At 64.7% G+C, this 23,433-nt stretch carries 19 protein-coding genes; 17 read left to right on the top strand and 2 right to left on the bottom strand.

The genetic code is table 11. The features are described from left to right. Both DELCS14_RS20475 and DELCS14_RS20470 read right to left on the bottom strand, forming a co-directional pair. On the bottom strand, positions 1 to 1,488 hold the full coding sequence (locus DELCS14_RS20475) for a sensor histidine kinase (RefSeq protein ID WP_013803366.1): 1,488 nt from the start codon (positions 1,486 to 1,488) through the stop codon (positions 1 to 3). A gap of 30 nt (positions 1,489 to 1,518) precedes the next feature. After that, on the bottom strand, positions 1,519 to 2,241 hold the full coding sequence (locus DELCS14_RS20470; RefSeq protein ID WP_012204436.1) for a response regulator transcription factor: 723 nt from the start codon (positions 2,239 to 2,241) through the stop codon (positions 1,519 to 1,521). Between the two features lie 100 nt (positions 2,242 to 2,341). Here DELCS14_RS20470 and DELCS14_RS20465 point away from each other — a divergent pair, with 100 nt between their 5' ends. From DELCS14_RS20465 to DELCS14_RS20410, 17 genes are all read left to right on the top strand, one after another. After that, complete coding sequence (locus DELCS14_RS20465) at positions 2,342 to 3,301, top strand: tripartite tricarboxylate transporter substrate-binding protein (RefSeq protein WP_013803365.1); 960 nt, start codon at positions 2,342 to 2,344, stop codon at positions 3,299 to 3,301. Between the two features lie 216 nt (positions 3,302 to 3,517). Beyond that, a complete protein-coding gene (locus DELCS14_RS20460; RefSeq protein WP_013803364.1) occupies positions 3,518 to 4,087 on the top strand; it encodes a tripartite tricarboxylate transporter TctB family protein in 570 nt (189 codons plus the stop codon). Continuing rightward, complete coding sequence (locus tag DELCS14_RS20455) at positions 4,087 to 5,601, top strand: tripartite tricarboxylate transporter permease (protein ID WP_012204439.1); 1,515 nt, start codon at positions 4,087 to 4,089, stop codon at positions 5,599 to 5,601. Before DELCS14_RS20460 ends, DELCS14_RS20455 begins: the two co-directional genes overlap by 1 nt. A 517-nt stretch (positions 5,602 to 6,118) precedes the next feature. Next, the gene (locus DELCS14_RS20450) at positions 6,119 to 10,675 is read left to right on the top strand and encodes an RHS repeat-associated core domain-containing protein (protein WP_013803363.1); all 4,557 of its coding nucleotides are present in this window, start codon (positions 6,119 to 6,121) and stop codon (positions 10,673 to 10,675) included. Then, positions 10,653 to 11,153, top strand: a complete 501-nt coding sequence (locus DELCS14_RS30830; RefSeq protein ID WP_172642963.1) for a hypothetical protein — start codon at positions 10,653 to 10,655, stop codon at positions 11,151 to 11,153. Before DELCS14_RS20450 ends, DELCS14_RS30830 begins: the two co-directional genes overlap by 23 nt. A 177-nt stretch (positions 11,154 to 11,330) precedes the next feature. Next, positions 11,331 to 11,444: an RHS domain-containing protein gene (locus tag DELCS14_RS30825; protein ID WP_157158309.1), complete on the top strand. Its 114-nt coding sequence runs from the start codon at positions 11,331 to 11,333 to the stop codon at positions 11,442 to 11,444. Positions 11,445 to 11,641: 197 nt separating this feature from the next. Next, positions 11,642 to 11,998 carry a hypothetical protein gene (locus tag DELCS14_RS30820; RefSeq protein ID WP_157158308.1) on the top strand — a complete coding sequence of 119 codons (357 nt, stop codon included), beginning with the start codon at positions 11,642 to 11,644 and terminating at the stop codon, positions 11,996 to 11,998. Positions 11,999 to 12,103: 105 nt separating this feature from the next. Next, a complete protein-coding gene (locus DELCS14_RS30815) occupies positions 12,104 to 12,352 on the top strand; it encodes a hypothetical protein (RefSeq protein WP_013803362.1) in 249 nt (82 codons plus the stop codon). A 428-nt stretch (positions 12,353 to 12,780) separates the two neighbouring features. Beyond that, the gene (locus DELCS14_RS30810; RefSeq protein WP_013803361.1) at positions 12,781 to 13,314 is read left to right on the top strand and encodes a hypothetical protein; all 534 of its coding nucleotides are present in this window, start codon (positions 12,781 to 12,783) and stop codon (positions 13,312 to 13,314) included. A 242-nt stretch (positions 13,315 to 13,556) separates the two neighbouring features. Continuing rightward, positions 13,557 to 14,879, top strand: coding sequence for an SGNH/GDSL hydrolase family protein (locus DELCS14_RS20445; RefSeq protein ID WP_043796412.1), 1,323 nt, complete (start codon positions 13,557 to 13,559; stop codon positions 14,877 to 14,879). Between the two features lie 137 nt (positions 14,880 to 15,016). After that, complete coding sequence (locus tag DELCS14_RS20440; protein ID WP_013803359.1) at positions 15,017 to 15,535, top strand: sigma-70 family RNA polymerase sigma factor; 519 nt, start codon at positions 15,017 to 15,019, stop codon at positions 15,533 to 15,535. A gap of 13 nt (positions 15,536 to 15,548) precedes the next feature. Next, a complete protein-coding gene (locus DELCS14_RS20435; protein ID WP_013803358.1) occupies positions 15,549 to 16,565 on the top strand; it encodes a FecR domain-containing protein in 1,017 nt (338 codons plus the stop codon). Positions 16,566 to 16,718: 153 nt separating this feature from the next. Then, complete coding sequence (locus tag DELCS14_RS20430) at positions 16,719 to 18,533, top strand: ABC transporter ATP-binding protein (protein WP_013803357.1); 1,815 nt, start codon at positions 16,719 to 16,721, stop codon at positions 18,531 to 18,533. Then, positions 18,527 to 20,332: an ABC transporter ATP-binding protein gene (locus DELCS14_RS20425; RefSeq protein WP_013803356.1), complete on the top strand. Its 1,806-nt coding sequence runs from the start codon at positions 18,527 to 18,529 to the stop codon at positions 20,330 to 20,332. Before DELCS14_RS20430 ends, DELCS14_RS20425 begins: the two co-directional genes overlap by 7 nt. Continuing rightward, positions 20,329 to 21,333, top strand: a complete 1,005-nt coding sequence (locus DELCS14_RS20420) for an iron chelate uptake ABC transporter family permease subunit (RefSeq protein WP_013803355.1) — start codon at positions 20,329 to 20,331, stop codon at positions 21,331 to 21,333. Before DELCS14_RS20425 ends, DELCS14_RS20420 begins: the two co-directional genes overlap by 4 nt. After that, on the top strand, positions 21,333 to 22,295 hold the full coding sequence (locus DELCS14_RS20415; RefSeq protein ID WP_013803354.1) for an iron chelate uptake ABC transporter family permease subunit: 963 nt from the start codon (positions 21,333 to 21,335) through the stop codon (positions 22,293 to 22,295). Before DELCS14_RS20420 ends, DELCS14_RS20415 begins: the two co-directional genes overlap by 1 nt. 64 nt (positions 22,296 to 22,359) lie before the next feature. After that, positions 22,360 to 23,397, top strand: coding sequence for a siderophore ABC transporter substrate-binding protein (locus DELCS14_RS20410; RefSeq protein WP_013803353.1), 1,038 nt, complete (start codon positions 22,360 to 22,362; stop codon positions 23,395 to 23,397). The last annotated feature ends 36 nt before the right edge of the window (positions 23,398 to 23,433 follow it).

The following is a 23,433-nucleotide window of genomic DNA, read 5'->3' as shown; positions in this document are numbered from 1 at the left end:
TTATTGTGCGCGCGGCGCGGGGTGCTTGCCAGTGGCCGGTTGCAGCGGAATCGCCACGTGCGCGTGCAATCCGCAGACCAGGCCTTGCCGGTAGATGTTGCGCAGTTCGATGGCGCCGCCCAGCGTCTGCACGATCTCGTGGCAGATGGCCAGCCCCAGGCCCGAGCCGCTGCGCGCATTGCCGGCCGAGAACGGCTGGAACAGCCGCTGGGCCAGATCGCTGTCTATGCCCGGCCCGCTGTCGCGCAGGCTGAGCACGGCCTGGCTGCCGGCCTGGTGCACGCTGATATGCAGGCTGCCGGCCGCAGGCATGTGGCGTATGGCGTTGTGCAGCAGGTTGCGCGTGAGCTCGCGCAGCATCCATTCATGGGCCGGCACGGGGCAGGGCTCAGTGTCTATGGAGAAGTCGATGTCCTGCTCGGCAATCAGCGGCGACAGTTCGATGGCCACGTCGCGCACCACTTCGTCCAGCAGGCTGGGGGCGGGCGACGCCGGCTCGGCGCTGTCTTCCTGCCGTAGCTGCTCGACCTTGGCCAGCGCCAGCATCTGGTTGGCCAGCCGCGTGGCGCGGTCCACGGTGGCGCCGATTTCCTCGAAGGCCTGCTCGGCCGGCACATCGCCGCGCTGGGCCGACTGCAGCTGGGCCTTGAGCACGGCCAGCGGTGTGCGCAACTGGTGCGATGCATCGCGCACAAAGCGCTTCTGGTCCGACAGCAGCTGGCGCAGCCGCAGCATGAGCTGGTTGATGGCCTCCAGCAACGGCTGCAATTCACGCGGCGCAGCGGGGGCCGACAGCGGGCTCAGGTCGCCACGCGGGCGCGAGCGCAGGTCGCTGCTGAGCTGGCGCACGGGCTGGGTGGCCCGCTGCACCACGAAGATCACGATCAGCGCCACGGCAGCCACCAGCAGGGCCTGGCGTGCCAGCGTGGTGCGCAGGATCTGCAGGGCCAGGGTCTCGCGCAGCTCCAGCGTCTCGGCCACCTGGATCACGGCCATGCCGCGCCCCTTGGCGCTGGCCACGGGCTGCAGCAGCACGGCCATGCGCACGGGCCGGCCGCGGAACTGTGCGTCATAGAAATCGACCAGGGCCGCGTAGGGCGGGCGCTGGGGGATGACGCCGTGCCACATGGGCAGCTCGCCAAAGCCCGACACCATTTCCCCGTCCAGCGTGGAGACGCGGTAGAACATGCGGCTCTGGTTGTCGGCCTCGAAGATCTCCAGCGCCGAGTAGGGAACGATGGCATGCAACTGGGCGGACTCGTCATAGCCCGTCACATCCAGCTGCTCGCTGATGCTCTTGGCCGATGCCAGCAGCGTGCGGTCATAGGCCGTGTTCAGCGCAGCCAGCGTCTGGTGGTACAGGCTCCAGGTATTGAAGCCAATGAACAGAATGACGGGGACGAGAATGCCCGTCAGCAGCTGGCGGCGCAGCGACCAGGGCTGGCGCGCGCGGGCGGGGGCGGGAAGGGGAAGACCGGGGTCGCGCATGGGCTTGCGGTGCAGGAATGCGGCAATGCGTCAGGCCGACTCGGCCTTGAGCAGATAGCCCAGGCCGCGCAGCGTGACCAGTTGCACGCCCGTGCCCGACAGCTTCTTGCGCAGCCGGTAGGCGACGACTTCCACGGCCTCGTACTGCACGTCGGACTCGCCGGGAAACACCAGCGCGAACAGCCGCTCCTTGGCCACGGCATGGCCGGGGCGCGCCAGCAGGGCGTGCATCAGGGCCAGCTCGCGGGGCGTCAGCTCCATGATCTCGCCATCGCGGTGGATGGCGCCGCTGGTCTTGTCGTAGCGCAGCGCGCCCATGGCAATGGTCTCGGGCGGCGGCTTGGGCGCGAAGCTGTCGCTGCTGCGGCGCAGCAGAGCGCGCAGCCGGGCCTCCAGCTCGTCGAGGTCGAAGGGCTTGGCCAGGTAGTCGTCCGCGCCGGCGTTCAGGCCCAGCACGCGGTCGCCCACGGTGCCGCGCGCAGTCAGTATGAGCACGGGCGTGCGCAGGCCCTGGCCGCGCGCACGCTCCAGCACCTGCAGGCCGTCCAGGCCGGGCAGGCTCAAATCCAGCACCACGGCGTCGGGCTCGCGCACCAGCCACTGCGCCAGGGCCGAGGGGCCGTCGGCCGCCGTCTCCACCTGGATGCCGCGCCGGATCAGCGTGCGCTGCAGCGTGGTGCGCATGGCGTTGTCATCTTCTACGAGCAGCAATTGCATGGCCCGCACGTTAGCACCGGGCGCGATGCAGGCCATCGCGCCAAGAGCGATCTAGGGATTCCCCTAGGAGTTTGGACAGCCATTTGACAGGTAGCGAACCGATCATCGACAGCCTTACAACACAAGGAGTCAAACCATGCGTCGTGATACTTTTCTGAAGTCGCTGGCCGCACTGGCCGCCGCAGGCAGCCTGCCGCTGTCTGCTCAGGCTGCGGTCGCCGTCAAGATGATGCTGCCGGCCAACCCCGGCGGCGGCTGGGACACCACGGGCCGTGCCCTGGGCAAGGCTTTGCAGGACGCTGGTCAGGCTGCTTCCGTCACCTATGACAACAAGGGCGGCGCCGCTGGCGCCATCGGTCTTGCGCAGTTCGTCAACGGCAGCAAGGGCGATCCCAACGCCATGATGGTCATGGGCGCCGTCATGCTGGGCGGCATCATCACGGGCAAGCCGCCCGTGAACCTGACGCAGGCCACGCCGCTGGCGCGCCTGACCAGCGAATACAACGTGTTCGTGCTGCCCGCCAACTCGCCCTTCAAGAACATGGCCGAGGTGATCGCCCAGCTCAAGAAGGACCCGGGCTCCGTCAAGTGGGGCGGCGGCTCGCGCGGCTCCACCGAGCACATTGCGGCGGCCATGATCGCGCGTGAAGTCGGCGTCGATCCCTCCAAGATCAACTACGTGGCCTTCCGTGGAGGCGGCGAGGCCATCTCCGCCATCCTGGGCGGCAACGTCACCGTGGGCGGCAGCGGCTTCAGCGAGTTCGCCGAGTACATCAGCACCGGCAAGATGAAGCCCATCGGCGTGACCTCGGGCCAGCGCCTGAAGGGCGTGGACGTGCCCACGCTCAAGGAGCAGGGCATCAACGTCGAGATCGGCAACTGGCGCGGCGTGTACGGCGCGCCCGGCATCACCAAGCCCCAGCGCGACGCGCTGGTCGCCATGCTGGAGAAGGCCACCAAGAGCAAGGCCTGGGCCGAGGCTCTGCAGAAGAACGACTGGACGCCCGCGTGGCTGGCCGGCGATGCCTTCGGCGAGTTCGTGGACCAGGAGTTCGCGAGCCTGCGCGCCACCATGGTCAAGTCCGGCATGGTGTGATCGAACGGCTGCACCGGCCTCCTGCGGGGCCGGTGCGGCCACAGGCCCGCACTCCTGCGGGCCACGGCAGGCGCCAGTCGCAGCGCCTGCTTCAAGAAGCGGAAGATGCCCGCGCGCCGCGCCAGCGGCCCGCAGGCCCCGGCGGCTTAATTTTTTCCCCACGTCTGCAGCGGTGGCCGGCCCGGTCGCCGGTTCCGCTGCGGCCAGGAACTGACCATGTCCGAGTCCTCACAACCCAATCCACTTGCCACGGATGCCGCCCAGGCCGATGAGCCCAGCGGCTTTCCCTCGGTTCGCGCGCAGACCATCGTCGGCTCTGGCGTGCTGCTCGTCGCTGCAGGCCTGGCCTTCGGCGCGCTGCAGATTCCTTCCGACTCCGGCTACGGCGGCGTCGGCCCCAATTTCCTGCCCTGGCTGTGCGCCGTGGTGCTCGCGGTCTGCGGCGCCTGGCTGGTCTGGGAGGCGCGCACGGGCGGCTTCCGCGAAGCCTCCGCACCTGGCGGCCACCCACGCGCCGATATCGGCGCCTTCGTCTGGGTGTCGGCCGGCCTGATGGTCAACGCCGCACTGATCGGCACCGTGGGCTTCATCGTCAGCTGCACCGTCTGCTACGTGCTGGCCGTGCAGGGCCTGCGCCGTGCTGGCGGCCAGGCCCAGGCGGGCGCACCCATCACCTGGGTCAAGGACGTGGTCACCGGGCTGCTCATCTCGGCACCCGTGTTCTGGGCCTTCACGCAATTCCTGGCAATCAACCTGCCGGGCCTGACTGAGACAGGGTGGCTGTAATGGAAATCTTTGACGCACTGATGGCGGGCTTCGCCACCGCCATTACACCCGCCAACCTGCTGTGGGCTCTGGTCGGCTGCGCCCTGGGCACGGCCGTGGGCGTGCTGCCCGGCATCGGCCCGGCCGTGGCCGTGGCCATGCTGCTGCCCATTACCGCCAAGGTCGAGGTCACCGCCTCGATGATCTTCTTCGCGGGCATCTACTACGGCGCCATGTATGGCGGCTCCACCACCTCCATCCTGCTGAACACGCCCGGGGAGACCGCGAGCATGGTCACGGCCATGGAGGGCAACAAGATGGCCAAGAGCGGCCGCGCGGGCGCCGCGCTGGCCACCTCCGCCATCGGCTCCTTCGTGGCCGGCACCGTGGCCACCGTGGTCGTCACGCTGTTCGCGCCGTCGGTGGCGGACTTTGCCGTCAAGCTGGGCCCGCCTGAGTACTTCATGCTGATGGTGCTGGCCTTCACCACCGTCAGTGCCGTGCTCGGCCAAAGCGCGCTGCGCGGCATGACGGCCCTGTTCCTGGGGCTGGCGCTGGGCTGCATCGGCATGGACCAGATCTCGGGCGCTGCGCGCTACACCATGGGCAAGATGGAACTGCTGGACGGCGTGGACATCGTGCTCGTGGCCGTGGGCCTGTTCGCCGTGGCCGAGGTGCTGTACGCCGCCATGTACGAAGGCAAGGTCGTCGATACGCAAAACAGGATGGGCCGCGTGCACATGACCGGCCGCGACTGGAAGCGTTCGTGGCCCGCCTGGCTGCGCGGCACCGTCATCGGCACACCCTTCGGCTGCATCCCTGCCGGCGGCACCGAGATCCCCACCTTCCTGAGCTACGCCACCGAAAAGAAGCTGGCCAAGGGTGAGAACCGTGCCGAGTTCGGCACCAAAGGCGCCATCGAAGGCGTGGCCGGCCCAGAGGCCGCCAACAACGCCACCGTGACCGCCGCGCTGATCCCGCTGCTGACCCTGGGCATTCCCACCAGCAACACCACGGCCGTGCTGCTGGGTGCGTTCCAGAACTACGGCATCAACCCCGGCCCGCAGCTGTTCAGCTCGTCCGCCGCCCTGGTCTGGGCGCTGATCGCCTCGCTGTACATCGGCAACCTGATGCTGCTGGTGCTCAACCTGCCCATGGTGGGCCTGTGGGTCAAGCTGCTCAAGATCCCGCGTCCCCAGCTGTACGCAGGCATCCTGATCTTCGCCACCGTGGGTGCCTACGGCATGCGCCAGAGCGCCTTCGACCTGTTCCTGCTGTACGGCATCGGCGTGCTGGGCGTGATCATGCGCCGCTTCGACTTCCCCACCGCGCCTGTCGTGGTCGGCATGATCCTGGGCCCCCTGGCCGAGGCACAGATGCGCAATGCCGTGTCCATCGGCGAAGGCAGCTGGTGGATCTTCCTGCAGCGCCCCATGTCGCTGACGCTGATCATCATCGTGGCCTGCGTGCTCATCGTGCCGCGCGTGCTCAAGCGCCTGCAGCCCAAGCCCTCGCCGGAGGCGGCTGCAGGCTGATGCCAACCCGTTGCTAGCCGGCCCGGCGGTGCCACGCATGGCGCCCCGGGCCCCTGACAGCCCCTGCCTTCCGAGGCAGGGGCTTTTTTTATTGGCGCGCCTTGATGCGGATCAGCAGGCGCCTCATGCCGATTGCACCAATGGCATGGGAAATTTATCGATATATCCTTCCATTGGTGAGGTGGCATTCAATTGCTGATGTATCCAAGATAATCAATTTGCTTACATTTATAAGAGGAGTCTGACGCATAAATCAATTGCGCCATTGCCAGTGGCCTGTCTATGATTCCCGCTCATCGAGAGAGGGAGCCGTCCGTAGGACGGTTGACACAATGACACGACCATTTGCCATCCGCACGCCATGGGGCGAGCCACTGCATTCTCATGAAATGCCTGGCCATCAGAGAATCCGCCACTGTTTCCATCTACCCGGAATGAGGCAATGTGAAGCAATTGCCGCCCTGGATACAGCGATACATTGCGACTGCGCCATCAAGTCCACTCAGGAGAAGTCTGCATGAGTGGCAAACCCGCAGCCCGTATCACCGACAGCGTCGTCAAGGGCAAGATCGTCACCGGCTCGCTCACCGTGCTCATCGGCAGCCAGGGGGGCCTGGCCTGCTCCGTCTGCCCAGGTGGCATCACCGTCAGCTCCCCCGTCAACCCCCAGCTGGGCGCCAAGGTCCTGTTGGGCGCACAAGACCTGGACTTCGCCCTGCCATCGGCTGCGCTGCCTGTGGCCTGGCAGCGTCAATACAGCAGCTACGTCAACCCCGAGCACGGCGCGGCCTGCGGCCTGCTGGGCCATGGCTGGCACCTGCTGCAGGAGCTCAGCATCCGCCTGCAGGACGAGACCACCTTGCTGCTGGACGCCAGCGGCCGCGTCATCACCTTCGACCAGCCTCTGGTGCCGGGCGGCCAGCTGCACAGTGCCAGCGAAGACATCTGGCTGCTGCGCGGCGGCAGCACGGAGCCGGACGGCGGCACAGCGCCCTGGGCCGCCAATCCTCGGTGGTCGCATGTGGAACAGGCACTGGTGCGCAACCCGCAAGCCATCCTTGCGGTCAGCGGCGATGGCGACACCCTCTGGGGCTTTGGCCCTGCGCCCGGTGAACCTGCCCGGGATTGTGCACAGAGTCCCTGGCGCCTCATGGCCCAGATCGACCGCTTCGGGCGCCGCCAGCTCTACCACTACAGCGACGGCACCACGCCCGAGGCCGGCCACAGTGCGAGCAAGGACCTCCTCCCCGCAGGCCGCCTGGTCTCGCTGAGCGACGGCCCAGGCCGGCGCTACCGGCTGCTGCACCAGCGCATCCATGGCGGCAAGGACGCGCAGGGACTGAACGGACTGTGGGGCGCCGACGACGGCTGGCGGGTCACAGGCGTGGACCTCACACAGGACCCGTTGCAGCCCCTGTCCGCGCCCATCGCCCTCGTGCGCTACGGCTACAGCAGCGCAGGCGACCTCATCACCGTCCACGACCGCGCAGGCCAGCTCGTGCGCGAATTCGAATGGGACCACCACCGCATCAGCGCCCACCGCCATGCCAGCGGACCCTGGCACCGCTACCGCTACGAGAGCGCCCAGCCCGGTGCCCGCGTCATCGAGCACAGCAACCAGGAAGGGCTCAGCTACCGCTTCGACTACCTGTCCCAGCCCCCGGGCCCCGACGGCCAGCCGCGCGCCGCCACCCGCGTCAGCGACAGCCTGGATCGCATCGAGACCTACTACTTCGAAGGCGCAGCGGGCCTGTCGCGCCTCATCGCCCACCACAAGGCCGATGGCAGCCGCTGGCTGCAGGCCTACGACAGCTTCGGCCGCCTGGCCTCGCGCACCGACCCGCTGGGGCGCAGCGTCCACCTCAGGCGTGATGGCCAGGGCCGGCTCATCGGCGTGCAACTGCCCGACGGGCGCAGCACCCAGCAGGAACACGACGAAGCCACGGGCCGCCTGCTGCAAAGCACTGACACCGCAGGGGCCACCACCGGCTACGAATACGACGCCTGGGGCCGCCTCACCCAGATCACCCAGGCCGACGGCAGCACCGAGCGCTACCACTACCCCGATCCCAAAGAAGCGCCGCTCACCTGCGACAGCCCCCGGCGCATCGAAGACGCCCAGGGCGGCAGCAAACAGCTGGCCTGGAGCGACGCGGGCCAACTGCTCAGCTACACCGACTGCTCGGGCCACAGCACGCACTACCACTACGACCGCTGGGGCGCGCTCATCGAAGTGGACAACGCCCTGGGCCAGCGCCAACGCCACCAGCGCGATGGCCAGGGCCGCATCGTGGCCAGCGAACTGCCCAACGGCCAGATCGAGCGCTACCACTACGACAGCGCAGGCCACCTCACGCGCATCGATCCGGCCCAGCCTGCGGGCACCTCCAGCGAAACCCAGACCGCCGACTCCAGCATCCACCTGCGCTACGACCTCTGGGGCAGGCTGGTCCAGCGAACACATGGTGGCCTCACCCTGGCCTTCGAATACGACAGCGCTGGCCGCCTCCTGCGCCTCGTCAACGAGAACGGAGCGCAAAGCCGCTTTGCCTGGGACGCGCTGGACCGGCTCGTGCAGGAAGAAGGGTTTGACCAACGGCTGCAGCGCTACCGCTGGGACGCGGCAGGCCAGCTCATGGAAGCCACGGACGGCAACGCCGCACAGCAAAGCAGCAGCTACTACCGCTGGGACGAAGGCGGGCGTCTCGCCGAACGCCAGCTGCCCGCCACACCCCATGCGCCTGCACAAACCCACCGATACGAATGGGATGCGGCCGGGCGCCTCACGGCCGCCAGTGTCTGGCAACACAGCACCGCAGACAACGACAACGGCGTCATCGCCCAACTGCAAAGCCGCATAGCACTGGAGCGCGACGCCCTGGGCCGCATCACCGCAGAAGTGCAGCAGCTGTACCGGCCCGGCAAGAACGGCAATGGCAACGGGAACGGGGGCGCAGACCAGATCGAATACGAACACCGCATCGCCCACAGCCTGGATGCGCTGGGCGCACGCCAGCACAGCCAGCTGCAAGGCCTGGGAGAGATCGCCTGGCTCACCTACGGCTCAGGCCATGTGCACGGACTGCAGCTCAACGGAGCCAGCCTCATCGACTTCGAACGCGACAACCTGCACCGCGAAGTCCGCCGCAGCCTGCACCAACCCACCGCCGCAGCAGCAGATGCACACAACCCCCTGCAGGTGCAACGCCAATGGGACAGCCTGGGCCGCCTCACGGCCCTGGGCACCACGGGCCTGCAAGCGCTGCAGCACACCGACCTGACAGACACCGGCGCCCAGGTCCACACCCTCATAGGCCAGATCCTCGGCCGTCGCTACCACTACGACAGCCTGGGCCAGCTCGTTGCCATCGAACAGGCCGGTGCCCCAGGCCAGGCCGCGCAGCTGCTGCGCTACGGCTACGACAGCGCAGGACGCCTCAGAGCGGCCACCGACAGCCAGGAGCCCCAGACCACCACCCGCTGGCAGATCGACCCTGCAGGCAACCGCCTGCCAGCACCCGGCGCGCCGGGCCAGACAGACTCACAAGACAACTGGGCCGCCCAGGTCCACGCCCACTGGCGGCACACCGACTTCAACCTCATGGGCCTGGGCCACCTTGCAGGCCAGCGGCAAGGCCCCGTGCAGCGCTGGGAAGACAACCGCATCGGCTTCACCGAAGACCGCGTCTGGCGCTACGACCCCTGCGGCAACCGCATCGCGCAAATGCAGGCAGACCACAGCCAGCAGCAACTGCACTACGACGGAGCCCACCAGCTCATAGCGGTGCGCAGCAGCCAGATCCAGGGCAACGCAGAGCAACTGCGCCACCACAGCCGCTACACCTACGACGCCCTGGGCAGGCGCCTGAAGCAGCAGGTCGAAAGCGCGGACTCCACAGAATCCACCCGCACCCACTACTACGGCTGGGACGGCGACCGCCTCATCCACACCGAGCGCCTGCAGGGCGGCGATGACACCCGCCACATAGAGCACACCATCTACGAACCGGGCAGCTTCACGCCCCTGGTGCGCCTGAGCACCACGGCCAGCGGCGACCCCCAAGACGAGCCCCACCTGCTGGTGCAAGCCATCACCGCAGGCCTGCCCGACCAGGACGACCCCAACCACAGGCCGGCCCTGGCCCTCATGCAAACCATGCTCGACGCCATGCCGCGCGACATGCAGCAAGACGCCGCCCGCCATCTGCGCCACACCCTGGACCACGGCCTGCCGCCCAGCGCCCAGGCCATGCTGGGCGAACAGGCCGAAAGCACCGCGCGCCTGCTCACCGGCATGCAGGCAAAGCTGCAGGAACAGGAAAAAGAACAGCACGCCCGCATCGCCATCCACCACTACCACTGCGACCACCTGGGCACGCCCATGGCGCTGACGGACCAGACCGGCCAGGTGACCTGGGCCGCCAAATTGGACCCCTGGGGCAATGCGCTGCAGGAGTACAACCCGCAGGGCATGCACCAGGCGATCCGGCTGCCGGGGCAGCACCATGACAGGGAAACGGGGCTGTATTACAACCGGCATCGGTATTACGATCCGGTGGTGGGGAGTTATATCAATCAGGATCCGATTGGGTTGACAGGGGGGATAAATTTAATGCAATATGCAACTTCCATTCCCATATTGCGGACTGATCCCAAAGGTTTGGAATGGATCCTTGGAAAAACCTTTCCAAAAGATTCTGCCAGCAAAGACAATCCACTAAATTCGAATACAGTTTATTGTGATGATGGCGAGATCAAAATAAATTCCAATAACATTGGGAGATGTCAAAACGCCCTTGGCACAACTGTGGCGCATGAGCATTCGCATCGAAATGATGTGGTGAAGAAAAATCCCGATATCTGCAAAAATAACAAAGGGGTAACTCAAATTTTAAGTACATACATGGATGAGAGACTTTCATCCGAGAAAAAGGCGCATGAGTTAGAGCTAGCTATTCTCGAGCGAGCATTGAAGGATCCGCCTATCGGTTGCACAACGATAGGCATAGAGGCAGAGATAAGTGCAACCAAAAATGGTCTCTCAAAAGTCAATGCAGGCACCTACCCAAATTAAAATGAAAATATATACTTTTTTCTTATTCTTTCTTGTGATTGCAAAAATTGTACACGCTGAAGCGCCAATCAATGCAAATCTCATCAAATACGAATTAAATTTATCTATTAAAGATGAAATACTTAAGACTAATATAAAGAATACATCTTCTTTTCCTCTAAGGATACGAGAAGACGAAATGCCACACTCTCTGTTTGTCAGAGGGATCAAGATATATGCATACAATGAATCTGATAAATTGGATTCAATCCCTCTTGCATTACCAATCGGTAGCAATCAGGAGCTGGTTTCCATTCTCCCGGGAGCAGAAGTCAACGGCGAAATAGAAATAAAATGGTTAATACCAAATTATTGCAGTCATCTCAAAAAAAATCCTGTGATAATATTTTGGAGTTATTCCGCTTATAGCGAGAACAACGTCCTACTTCCTAAAAATGGGGCTCTGCGATTAAAAAAAGAAGACATGAATTGCAAATAACCTGTTTTATGAGTTTCGTTCTCCGAGATGGCTCGTTTGACTTTGCGATATAACTCTTATTTAGTGCCGTGCAACAAGACGCTGCCCGCCACTTGCCCCACACGCTGGACCTGCCGCCCGGCGCCCAAGCCACGCTGGGCGAACAGGCAGACAGCACCCACACGCCTGCTGGGCAGCATGCAGGCCCAGCTGCAGGAACAGGAAAAAGAACAGCACGCCCGCATCGCCATCCACCACTACGACTGCGACCACCTGGGCACGCCAATGGCGCTGACGGACCAGACAGGATAGGTGGCAAAGCTGGACCCCTGTGGCAATGTGCTGCACGAATACAACCCACAGGGACGTCTCGCAGAGGTTTGAGGTATGGAGTGGTGAATAAGGATCGCTTCATAAAGCACGTCACGTAAGCCAGGAAATAGTACAACCGGGCGAGAATAGTGATCTAGGAAAAATTACAGAACAAGCTTGGAAAGATTTCAAAGGCAATGAAAGCAATGCGTTCAAAATTACTTGCGGATGCGATTGGACTGATTTTCTTTCTTGCATTACCCATGCCGGATTTCGCTTTTGCAACCGATGTGGTGTTGTATTATTTTTGGGCAATATTTTTCGTATTTTTGGTCTGCATTGTTGGATCTATATATATGCATTCAATAAGAAAAACAATATACGCATCAATTTGGATGATAAGCGTATTTTTCTCTGTTTATTGTGAGGTTCCAAGAAATATAAAAACGCTGGTGACGATTTATTTTCTCATTAGTCCGATAATTATTCTTGTGTTGATTTTTTGTAGAAGTAATAATAAGCAGCAGAGCGAGAGAGAAAAAAATAACACCTGACAAAGATCGTGAAAAATAATTTCCAAGATAGTATTGATGATGGCGGTGTATGGATCATAGAAAGAACTCTGGTGCGCTTAATGCAAGAAAAGACTGGAAAACTCCATGAAGATTAAATTGGTAATTATTATTTTAATCTTGCTAAATGGATATTTTTTCTTCAGAAAAGATGGTTTTGATTATTATATAAATAAAGATTACGACTTTGTTTGTGTATTTCCGCCATATACGCCAAAATTAGTTGTTCTTGAAGAGCTGAGAAAATATTCAAGTGATTTAAAGGATGATGTGGCGTACAAAGAATCAATGGACGATGGTATTTTTACTTATTTCTTTATAAAAATAATGAAATAATTTCTTCTGGAGAAGAAATGGTGAAGAATAATTCGATGGGTGAATATGGTTGTTTGGGTAGATGAAGATATTACCGCGATTTAACTTTCCTTGAAGTGAAGACTTGTGCCAAGTGCCATAGTCTTTTTTAACTAATGCACTCACACAGTTAAGCGAGTATTTTAGTATTGCATCCAATCTGGAGTGGGTGTGCACAGATCTTTCTTTGCTGATGTTGGACTAGCTGTTGTTGCAAAAAATAAATGGCTCTTTTTGGCCGGGGCGCTACTGTTATGCATGTCAAATTGTCCAATAGTCACGGTAATTTTGGTGGCGGATGTAGATTAGTTAGGCTGCAAGTAATAGAGGCTCCACTGGAATTTTTGGAGTTTCATTCTTGGGTCTTGCGAAATAAGCGCTTGTTTTATGAGTATTGAATATATAAGCCCATGAAGAAGATAATAAAAGTATCTTTCGGATCATTCGTTGTGGTTGCACTTTTGGGATTTATTTTTCTTATTTCTTCAGTCGAGAATGAAAAGGAGAGCTTCTTCTCTTCCTATGATCTATTGGATGAAGATGGGCAAAGATATATCTCTTGGGTTCCCGTTTTTTTACCAAAAACTGCCTTTAATATCAGAATATATGCTGATGTGGAAACTAATCATTTTTATATGTTCTTTCAGCTGGAAAAAATTCAATCTATTGATTTTCAGAAAAAGATGAATATGAAAGCATCAAAAAATGGAGTGGCGCTGCTTCAAAAGGGCGTTGAGAAATTAAAATCAGGGTGGTGCGCTTTTCAGGACATTTCGAATGGATTTGGTGAAAATCTATATCTGGTGGGAAAAGTAAGCTCTAGTGAAGAAATTTATTATGTGACGAAGGCGACAACGGCTACTAATTTGAATTCGACTGAATACACTTCGGAAATGGCGAAGAAATATTGTGAGCATGGCGATTTCAAGCCTGAAATACAATAACTGGACATCAGGTAATTGGCGAGGGTGAATCTGTAGGATGTGATTTTTGCCGTCAGAAGACCGCCTCAGCCTTGCATCGCTCCTACAAAAAAACGCTTGAATACGCACCCCATCCTCGCTACCAAAGCACAGCACAGGTCTCATCGTGAATTAAATTCACAGATGGTGTTCCAGCAGACCGTCTAGTCCCGCGCAGCCCTTGAATCCATGATCCCGCCATCGACAGACATCGGGTTCCTTGCATGCGGCAACTTTTTCCATCGCTTTCCACGGCCTCGGGCGCGGCCCTTCTGGCGCTTGTGATTTCCACGCCTGCCATGGCGGATTCGACGGTGCTAGCGGATTCGGCTGAAGCCTCCAACTGGGCCGCCACCTGGCAGGCCAGCCCGCAGCCGGTCTGGGGGGCGGACTTCCTCTTTCCCACCAACCTGCCCGTCGTTCTGCAGGACCAGACCGTGCGCCAAGTGGCGCGCATCAGCCTGGGCGGGCCGCGCCTGCGCATCGTGCTGTCCAACGCCTACGGCGGCCAGCCTGTGACCGTGGGCAGGACCACCGTGGCAAAGCCGTTGCCGGAGGGCGCCATTGACGCTGGCAGCCTGCAGGCCGTGACTTTTGGCGGCAGCGCGCAAGCCACCATTGCCGCAGGCGCATCCCTGGTCAGCGACCCTGTGGCCTTGCCGCTGGCCTCGCTGTCGCAGGTGGCCGTGAGCCTGTACGTGCCCGGCGCCACGCCTGTGCAAAGTTTTCACTGGGATGGGCGTCAGACCGGCTGGATCGTGGCGGGCGATCAGTCCTCTGCTGCGGCGCTGCGGACTTCGGACCCTGGCGCAATCAGCAGCACGGCCCGCCCGCTGTTGGCGGGTATTCAGGTTGAGGCCAGCCCCGCGTCACCCGCGTCACCCGCGGCGCCCGTGGTAGCGGTGATGGGCGACTCCATCACCGACGGCGCCACGGCCAGCCTGGACCGGGACAGCCGCTGGCCGGACTTCCTGGCCGCGCGCCTTGCGCCGCACGGCGCGGCAGTGGTCAATGCTGGTATCTCTGGCGCGCGCCTGCTGTCCGATGGCATGGGCGAGCATGCGCTGGCGCGGCTGGAGCGTGATGTGTTGGCCCAGCCCGGTGTGCGCAGCCTCATCGTGCTGCTGGGCATCAACGATATTTCCTGGCCCGGCACGGCCTTTGCGCGGCAGGCGCCGCGTCCCACGCTGCAGGACATGGCAGAGGGCTATCGCCAGCTGGTTGCCAGGGCGCGCAGCCACGGCCTGCGCGTGATCGGCGCCACCTTGCCGCCCTTCGAGGGCGCATTGCCAGGCACGCCGCTGGACGACTACTACCAGGACGAAAAGGACGACCTGCGCCGGCAGGTGAACGCCTGGATACGCCTGGGCGGCGCCTTCGATGCGGTGATCGACTTCGATGCCGTGCTGCGCGATGGCGCCCATCCCTCCCGCATGGCGGCGCGCTTCGACTCGGGCGACCGCCTGCATCCTGGCGACGAAGGCAATCGCGCCATGGCCGATGCGGTGGATCTGAACGCCATACTGCCGGGCCTGCTGCCGCGCTAGCCGCGCCTGCACGCGGTGGAGGTGGCGTTGATGGTGGCGTTGGCGGCGGCGGGGCTGTCTCCCTATAAAATGCAAATGGTTCTCATTTGTCATTCGTCCCTGGCCTGCCTGCGCCCTGGGATACAGGGAGGGGTATCGTGGCCGCCGCCGAGTTTGCGCTTCAGCAACAAGTCGAAATTCTCTACACCGATCACCACGGCTGGTTGCGCGGCCTGCTGCGCCGCAAGCTGGGCAATGCCTTTGATGCGGCCGATCTGGCGCACGACGTTTACCTGCAACTGCTGCGCACCGGCCGTGTTCCGCCGGCCGACGAGCACCGCCGCCATCTCACCCAGATCGCCAACGGCCTGGTGATCGACCTCTACCGGCGCCGCCGCGTGGAGGCGGCCTATCTTGAAGCGCTGGCCCTGCTGCCCGAGCAGATGGCGCCCTCCGAAGAAACACGTGCCCTGGCGCTGGAGGCGCTGGTGGAGATCGATGCCGCGTTGAACGGCCTGCCGCCCAAGGCGCGCAAGGCCTTGCTGCTGTGCAAGCTCGACGGCATGGCCTACCGCGACATCGCGGCCGAGCTGGGCGTGTCCGTGTCTTCGGTGGAGAAATACATCGCCGCCGGCCTGCTGGCCTGCTACCAGGCGCTGCACGGCCCGGTGTGCTGAACGGTTCGCCCGCATGTCCTCATCACCTGCATCGCCTGCATCGCCCGAGGCCTCCAGCGAGCTGCTGGAGCCGGCCATTGTCCAGCGCGCCGCCGAATGGATGGCCCGGCTATGGGCCGATGACGCCAGCGACGAAGACCGCGCCGCCTGCGCCCGCTGGCGTGCCGAGCATCCGCGGCACGAACTGGCCTGGAGCCGGCTGCAGGCCTTTGACGACAAGCTGCGCAGCGTGCCCGGCGGCATTGCGCGGCATGCGCTGGCGGACACCTCCGCTGCGTCGCCGGCGCCACGCCGTGGCCGCCGCCGCGCCATGCAGGTGTTGGGCTTCATGGCCATGGCCGGTGGCATTGCCCATGTGGTGCGCGGCACCGATGCCTGGCAAATCGCCGCTGCCAGCCATGGCACGGCGCGTGGCGAGGTCCGCGAGATCACGCTGCCGGATGGCACGCAGGTGGTGCTGGCCTCGGCCTCGGCCATCGACCTGCGCTTTGACGGGGCCGAACGCCTGATCCTGCTGCGCGCAGGCGAAATCCTCGTGACCACCGCGCCTGATCGGCAAAGCACACCGCGCCCGCTGCGCGTGCGCTCGCGCCACGGCACGGTGCAGGCCCTGGGCACGCGCTTCACGCTGCGCCAGGAAGATGAGCAGTCCCGCGTGGCCGTGTTCGAGGGCGCTGTGGAAGTGCGTCCCGCCCGGGCGCCGGGCCAGGTGGTGCGCGTGGAGGCAGGGCAGGGCGCCGTCTTCTCCGGCGATCTGGCCCAGCCCCCGGTGGCTGCGCAGGAAAGCGCCGCCGCCTGGGCGCGCGGCGTGCTGGTGGCCGACAACATGCCGCTGGGCGAGCTGGTGGCCGAGCTGGCGCGCTACCGCACGGGCCTGCTGCGCTGCGACCCGCAGGTGGCCGGCCTGCGCGTCACGGGCGTGTTCTCGCTGCGCGATACCGACCGCGCCCTGCACAACCTGGCGCTGGGCCTGCCCGTGCAGGTGGTCGCGCGCACGCGCTATTGGGTCATGGTGCAGGCGGCGGGCTGAGGCGCCTTTCATCGCGGCGCCTTCCCCGTTTCTCGGAACCCGTTACCGGCTGATTCAAATTCCTGCCCCTGCGGATTGAGGGTTTGGCGTTCTCGTTCGGAAGACAGGCAAGAGCCCTTGTTTTCTGTTCCGCCATGCCTTCCAGGAAATCCCATGCACTCCACCGATGCCGATGACCCCCAGGCCGGCCTCGGCCCCATTGCGCAGACGCTGCAGCCCATCCGCGCGCAGCTTGTTCTTGCCGCGCTGCTGTCGTTTGCGGGCGCCGTGCTGGCGCTGGCGCCGCTGGCGGGCATTGCCCACATCGCGCGGCTGGCGCTGGCCGATGGCGGCATGGTGGCGGCCGATGCCTGGCGCGTCATCGCGCTGTGCCTTGTCTGCCTGTTCGCGGGCATGGCCCTGGTGTCGGCGGGCGAGCTGGTTGCCCATCTGGCCGACAACCGCCTCACCCACGGGCTGCGCCTGTCGGCCATGCAGCGGCTGGCGCGCGTGCCGCTGGGCTGGTTTTCCGAGCGGGCCTCGGGCCAGGTCAAGCAGGCCATGCAGGACGACGTGGCCACCCTGCACGAACTGACTGCGCACTTCTACACCACCGTGGGGCGCGGCGCGGGCACGGTGGCCGCTTCTGCGGTCTACCTGGTGGCCATGGACTGGCGCATGGCTCTGGTCTCGGCCCTGCCGTTCGGCATTTTCTTTCTGGTGATGCGCCATGCCATGCAGGCCAGCGGCGCCCATATGCCGGCCTTTGGCGCGGGGCTGGCGCGCATCAACAACGCCGTGGTGGAGTTCGTGAACGGCATTCCCGTGGTCAAGGCCTTTGGTGCCAGCGGGCGCGCCCATGGCAGCTACCGCGAGGCCGTCGATGGCTTTACCGACGCCTTCCTCGGCTTTGCGCGCCCGCTGGTGTCGGCGCGCGCCAATGCCAATGCGTTGATCGCGCCCGTGGCCGTGCTGGGCGTGGTGCTGGCCTTCGGCACGCTGTTCACGGCCCTGGGCTGGATGGCACCCGTGGACGTGCTGCCCTTTGCCCTGGTGGCGCCGGGCATCAGCGCGCCGCTGCAGCTGCTCAGCTTCAACCTGCATGCGCTCAACCACGCCACGGGCGCCGCCCAGCGCGTGCAGGCGCTGCTGCGCACGCCCGTACTGGAGCAACCGGCCGCCGATCAATGCAGGCTGCCCCAAGGCTGCGAAGTCCGCTTCGAAGGCGTTGGCCATGCCTACGAGGCGGGGCATGACGTGCTCAAGGGCATGGATTTCACGCTCAGGCCCGGCACGGTGACCGCCGTGGTCGGTGCCTCGGGCGCGGGCAAGTCCACGCTCGCCCGGCTGTTGCTGCGTTTCTTCGACCCGAACGAAGGGCGCATCACGCTGGGCGGGGTGGACCTGCGGCAGATCGAGACCCGGCAGCTGTACCGCCACCTGGCCTTTGTGCTGCAGGACGTGCGCCTGGTGCACGCCAGCGTGCGCGAGAACATCGCGCTGGGCCGGCCCTCGGCCAGCGCGCAGGAGGTGGAAGAGGCGGCGCGCGCCGCCCACATCCATGAACGCATCCTGGCGCTGCCGCGCGGCTATGACTCCGTGATCGGCGAAGACGCCCAGTTGTCCGGCGGCGAGCAGCAGCGCGTGAGCATTGCGCGCGCCGTGCTGCTGGATGCGCCCGTGCTGGTGCTGGACGAGCCCACGGCCGCTGCCGATGCCGAGAGCGAGGCCGCCATCCAGGAAGCCCTGTCGCGCCTGGCTGCCGGACGCACGCTGCTGGTCATCGCCCACCGGCTGGACACCGTCATGCATGCGGACCAGATCCTGGTGGTGGAGGGCGGAGCCATCCGCGAGCGCGGCCGCCATGCCGAGCTGCTGGCGCTGGGCGGACGCTACGCACGGCTGTGGGCGCTGGGCGGGTATGCACCACCGCCCACGCAAGCCCAGCCTTCCACCCCCGCCCTGGCCCCGGAGCTGCCGCCATGCTGAAGACCCTGATGCAACTGCTGGGCGACGATGCCCGGCTTTTCCGCCGCTATGCCTGGATGGCCGTGCTGCACGGCCTGCTCAGCGGCCTGGTCGTCACCGCTCTTGTGCCCGTGCTGTCGCGCCTGCTGGCAGGCGATACGCGCGGCGCCGCGGCCTGGCTGGCCGTGCTGCTGGCGGGCGTGGTGTTGTGCTGGGCCTGGCAGCGCCAGGTGGAAAAGGCCGGCCTGGGCCTGGGCGCGGCCGTGCTGCGCGTGGCGCGCCACCGGCTTGGTGACCATGTGGCCCGCCTGCCCGTGGGATGGTTCACCCCCGAGAACACGGCCCGACTCAACCACGTCGTTTCGCAGGGAATGATGGAAGTGGCCCAACTGCCGGCCCATGTGTTCACGCCCGTGTTCAGCGGCGCCGTGGCGCCCGTTGCCGTGGTGGCCGCGCTGTTTGCCATGGACTGGCGCATGGGCCTGATTGCACTGCTGGCGCTGCCGCTGCTGGCAGGCGTGCTGCTGGTCACCGCGCACCTGGGCCGCCGTGCCGACGAGCGCCTGCAGCGCAGCATGGCCGGCGCCAGCCAGCGCATGGTGGAGTTTGCCCAGGCGCAGTCCGTGCTGCGCGCCTTCAATGGCGAAGGCGGCGGCACGCGCTGGCTGGAGCAGGCCCTGGGCCGGCAGCGCGCATCGGGCGCGCAGTCCATCCGCCTGGTGGCGCTGTCGGGCGTGCTCAATGGCTGGGCCGTGCAGGCCGTGTTTGCGGCCTTGCTGGTGGCCGGCGCGCTGTGGCTGGACGAGCGCCTGGGCGGCGTTGCAGCACAGGGCATGGGCATGGGAATGGAAGCCGCCATCCCCGTGATCGTGGCCCTGCTGCTGGCCTGCCGCCATGTCGATCCGCTGCTGGAGGTAGCCGGCTACGCCGACTCGCTGCGCGCCGCGCGCGTGCAGCTCGATGCCGTGCGCGACATCCTCGCGGTCCAGCCGCTGCCCGAGCCCGCCATACCCCAAGCGCCGCGCGATGCCTCGGTGGAGCTGCGCGATGTGGTGTTCCGCTACGGGCCGGGCCAGCCCGAGGTGCTGCGCGGCCTGAGCCTGCGCGTGGAGCCGGGCTCGATGACGGCGCTGGTGGGCGCCTCGGGCTCTGGCAAATCGTCCGTGCTGCGGCTGATCGCGCGCTTTTTCGATGTGGCGCAGGGCAGCGTGCTGGTGGGCGGCATGGATGTGCGCCAGATTGCGGGCGAGCGGCTGGCCGGGCAGATCAGCCAGATCTTTCAGGACAGCTACCTTTTTCAGGGCTCCATTGCCGACAACATCCGCATGGGCCGCCCGCAGGCCAGCGATGCCGAGGTGATGGAGGCCGCGCGCCAAGCCGGCGTGGCCGAAATCATCGGGCGCCTGCCGCAGGGTCTGGACACGCCCGTGGGCGAGGGCGGGGCGCGCCTGTCGGGCGGCGAGCGCCAGCGCATCGCCATTGCGCGTGCGCTCATCAAGGATGCGCCCATTTTGCTGATCGACGAGGCCACGGCCGCGCTGGATGCCGAGAACCAGGCCGCCATCGCCCAGGCGCTGGCGCGGCTGCGCGGCCGGCGCACGCTGATCGTGATTGCCCACCAGCTGTCCACCGTGGCCATGGCCGACCAGATCATCGTGCTGGACCAGGGCCGCGTGAGCGAGCAGGGCACGCCGCAGCAGCTGGCGCAGGCGCAGGGTCTGTACGCGCGTTTTCTTGCGCGGCGGCGCGCCGCCAAGGGCTGGCGCATTGCGGGAACGCGCGCGGGAACGGACACGGGCATGGGCGAGGACCTCCGTTGAGCGAGCCTGCGAAGCCAAAGACAGGGACGCAGGTCCCGCGCCTGGCGCCGTGGCTGCTGCCCTTTGCCGCGCTGTGCTGCGCGTCCGTGCTCATCGGCGCGCGGCAGGTGGACTGGGGGCAGCTGCTGTCGCTGTCGGGCGATGCCTGGCTCACCCTCACGGCCAGCCGGCTGCCGCGCCTGGCAGCGCTGGTGCTCACGGGGGTGGGGCTGTCGGTGTGCGGCGTGGTGCTGCAGCAGATCGTGCAGAACCGCTTTGTGGAGCCTGCTACCTGCGGCGGGCTGGATGCGGCCAAGCTGGGCATTCTGGTGTCGCTGACGGTGGCGCCCGCCTCGGCCTTCACCTCGGGCGCGTGGGGCGTGGCCTGGCGCATGGTGTTCGCGCTGGTGTTCTGTCTGGGCGCCAGCCTGCTGTACGTGGCCATCATCCGCCGCATGCGCCTGCGCAACCTGGTGCTGGTGCCCGTGGTGGGCCTGATGTACGGCAGCGTGCTCAGCGCCATCGCCGAGTTCCATGCCTTTCGCCACAACCTGCTGCAAAGCATGCAGGGCTGGCTGCTGGGCGACTTCTCGCGCATCGTGCAGGGGCACTACGAAATCATCTATCTCATCGTGCCCATCGTGGCGCTCACCTATGCGTTTGCGCACCGCTTCACCGTGCTGGGCATGGGCGAGGGCATGGCCACCAGCCTGGGCCTGAGCTATCCGGCGCTGGCCACACTGGGCCTGGTGCTGGTGGCGGTCACCGTCTCGGCCACGGTCATCACCGTGGGCGCCATTCCCTTCGTGGGCCTGGTCATTCCCAACCTGGTGGCCATGCGCTGCGGCGAGAACCTGGGCCGCACCCTGCCCATCGTCGCGCTCAGCGGCGCCTCGCTGCTGCTGGCCTGCGACATCGTGGGCCGGCTGATCATGCACCCCTTCGAGGTGCCGATCGGCCTGACGGCGGGTAGCGTGGGCGGCGTGCTGTTCCTCGTGCTCATCCTTCGCAGGAGGCCGTGATGCGCAAGGCCTTGCCTCGCACAACCGCATGGATTGCGGCTGCCATAGTGGTGGCCGCGCTGGCGGCCTGCTTCGTGCTGCTGGGCTCGGGCCTGGACTTCGGCTATGTCATTGCACGGCGGCTGACGCGGCTGTCGGCCATCGTCATCGGCGGCATCTGCATTGCGCTGTCGTCCATCGTCTTCCAGACGCTTGCGGGCAACCGCATCCTCACCCCCGCCATCATGGGTTACGAGGCGGTCTACCTGCTGCTGCAGGCGCTGCTGGTGCTGGCCATGGGCGTGCAAAGCCTGGTGGTGCTGGGCCCCGGCGGCAACTTCTGGCTGTCGGTGGCCTGCATGCTGGGCTACTCCTGGGCCCTGCACCGCTGGCTGCTGGGCGGGGGCCGGGACAGCGTGTACTTCCTGCTGCTGCTGGGCCTGGTGCTGGGCATGGTGATAGGCACCTTCACGCAGTTCGTGCAGCTGCGCATCAGCCCCGGAGAGTTCTCTGTGCTGCAGGGCTACAGCTACACATCGTTCAACCGCGCGCGGCCCGCGCAGCTGCTGTGGTCGGCGCTGATCGTGGCCTTGGCCTGCGTGATCGTGCGGCGCAGCCTGCCCGTGCTGGATGTGCTGGCCCTGGGCCGCGAGCAGGCCATCTCGCTGGGCGTGCACTACCAGCGCCAGCTGCGCCTGCAGCTGGCGCTGATTGCCGCGCTGGTGGCGGTGTCCACCAGCCTGCTGGGGCCCACGGCCTTCATGGGCATCTTCGTGGCCCACATCAGCTACGCGCTGGCGGGCACGGCGCGCCACCGCGTCACGCTGCCGCTGGGCTGCGCCGTGGCCGTGTCCATCTTCATCGCGGCACAGCTGGCGGTGGAGCATGTCTTCAACTACCGGACCTCGGTGGGCATCCTCGTCAACCTGGTGTGCGGCAGCTACTTCCTCGCGCTCATGGTGCGCGGGCGCGGCCGGGCCTGAGCCGGCCCCCGGCCTCCCAAAAACACCCAACGCAATGCATCCCATTTTTCAGGAGAGAAAGCCAGTGACCCGTCTGTTCCGCATTCCCCATCACGCTTCCATGTTGGCCCTGGCCGCTGCCCTGGCCCTGTCGGCCTGCGACCGGCCCGCCAACCCGTCGGCACAGGCCGCAGCGCCCCAGGCGGCGGCCGGCGAGTTCAAGCCCGTCACCGTGCAGCACCAGCTGGGCACCACGGTGGTGGAGCACCTTCCGCAGCGCGTGGCGGCGCTGGACATGAACGAGGCCGACTTCCTCGACCAGCTCGGCGTGCCCATTGCCGGCATGCCCAAGGACTTCGTACCCCACTTCCTGGCCCGGTACAAGGACGATGCCAACGTGCAGGACCTGGGCTCCATCGTCCAGCCCAACCTGGAGCGCGTGCACGCGCTCAAGCCCGACCTGGTGCTGATCTCGCCCATCCAGGCCAGCGCCTACCAGGAGCTTTCGGGCTTTGCGCCCACGGTGCATTTCGACGTGGACTTCAGGAACAGCGGCACCCGGCACCTGGACACCGTGCGCGATCACCTGCTCACCCTGGGCCGCATCTTCGGCAAGGAGGACCTGGCGCGCGCCAAGGCGGCCGAGATGGACAACAAGGTCGCCCAGGCCCGGCGCGCCACTGAAGGCCGTGCGGAGACGGCCCTCATCGTCATGCACAACAACGGCGCCTTCAGCTCCTTCGGGCCGCAGTCGCGCTACGGCTTTGTCTTCAACGCGCTGGGCGTCAAGCCCGCCAGCACGGCGGCCGAGGCCGACCTGCACGGCCAGCCCATCTCCAGCGAATTCATACAGCAGGCCAACCCGGACATCCTCTACGTGATCGACCGCACGGCCATCATGCAGCGCCGCCCGGGCATGGATGCTGCCGGCATGGACAACCCGCTGCTGCGCCAGACCAGCGCCTGGAAGAACAACCGCGTGGTCTTCGTCGATTCCGAGGCCTGGTACGTCACGGCGGCCAGCGTGACCTCGGTGAAGCTCATGGTCGATGACGTGCTCAAGGGCTACGGCGATGCGCCGGCAGCGGGCACAGCATCGGTGGCAACTGCGGTTGCAAATTGATCGCATTCTCGATTGAGGGTTTGGCTTTCTCGTTCG

This window comes from Delftia sp. Cs1-4 (genome assembly GCF_000214395.1).
Taxonomy (GTDB): domain Bacteria; phylum Pseudomonadota; class Gammaproteobacteria; order Burkholderiales; family Burkholderiaceae_C; genus Comamonas; species Comamonas acidovorans.
Note: the sequence above shows the minus strand (reverse complement) of the source record. Positions and strands in the feature narration are given on the sequence as shown.

Excerpts from the sequence above, each read along its gene's own strand:
- DELCS14_RS20475 (WP_013803366.1), bottom strand. The coding sequence starts at position 1,488 with ATGCGCGACCCCGGTCTTCCCCTTCCCGCCCCCGCCCGCGCGCGCCAG.
- DELCS14_RS20470 (WP_012204436.1), bottom strand. The coding sequence starts at position 2,241 with ATGGCCTGCATCGCGCCCGGTGCTAACGTGCGGGCCATGCAATTGCTG.
- DELCS14_RS20465 (WP_013803365.1), top strand. The coding sequence starts at position 2,342 with ATGCGTCGTGATACTTTTCTGAAGTCGCTGGCCGCACTGGCCGCCGCA.
- DELCS14_RS20460 (WP_013803364.1), top strand. The coding sequence starts at position 3,518 with ATGTCCGAGTCCTCACAACCCAATCCACTTGCCACGGATGCCGCCCAG.
- DELCS14_RS20455 (WP_012204439.1), top strand. The coding sequence starts at position 4,087 with ATGGAAATCTTTGACGCACTGATGGCGGGCTTCGCCACCGCCATTACA.
- DELCS14_RS20450 (WP_013803363.1), top strand. The coding sequence starts at position 6,119 with ATGAGTGGCAAACCCGCAGCCCGTATCACCGACAGCGTCGTCAAGGGC.
- DELCS14_RS30830 (WP_172642963.1), top strand. The coding sequence starts at position 10,653 with ATGCAGGCACCTACCCAAATTAAAATGAAAATATATACTTTTTTCTTA.
- DELCS14_RS30825 (WP_157158309.1), top strand. The coding sequence starts at position 11,331 with ATGCAGGCCCAGCTGCAGGAACAGGAAAAAGAACAGCACGCCCGCATC.
- DELCS14_RS30820 (WP_157158308.1), top strand. The coding sequence starts at position 11,642 with ATGAAAGCAATGCGTTCAAAATTACTTGCGGATGCGATTGGACTGATT.
- DELCS14_RS30815 (WP_013803362.1), top strand. The coding sequence starts at position 12,104 with ATGAAGATTAAATTGGTAATTATTATTTTAATCTTGCTAAATGGATAT.
- DELCS14_RS30810 (WP_013803361.1), top strand. The coding sequence starts at position 12,781 with ATGAAGAAGATAATAAAAGTATCTTTCGGATCATTCGTTGTGGTTGCA.
- DELCS14_RS20445 (WP_043796412.1), top strand. The coding sequence starts at position 13,557 with ATGCGGCAACTTTTTCCATCGCTTTCCACGGCCTCGGGCGCGGCCCTT.
- DELCS14_RS20435 (WP_013803358.1), top strand. The coding sequence starts at position 15,549 with ATGTCCTCATCACCTGCATCGCCTGCATCGCCCGAGGCCTCCAGCGAG.
- DELCS14_RS20430 (WP_013803357.1), top strand. The coding sequence starts at position 16,719 with ATGCACTCCACCGATGCCGATGACCCCCAGGCCGGCCTCGGCCCCATT.
- DELCS14_RS20425 (WP_013803356.1), top strand. The coding sequence starts at position 18,527 with ATGCTGAAGACCCTGATGCAACTGCTGGGCGACGATGCCCGGCTTTTC.
- DELCS14_RS20415 (WP_013803354.1), top strand. The coding sequence starts at position 21,333 with ATGCGCAAGGCCTTGCCTCGCACAACCGCATGGATTGCGGCTGCCATA.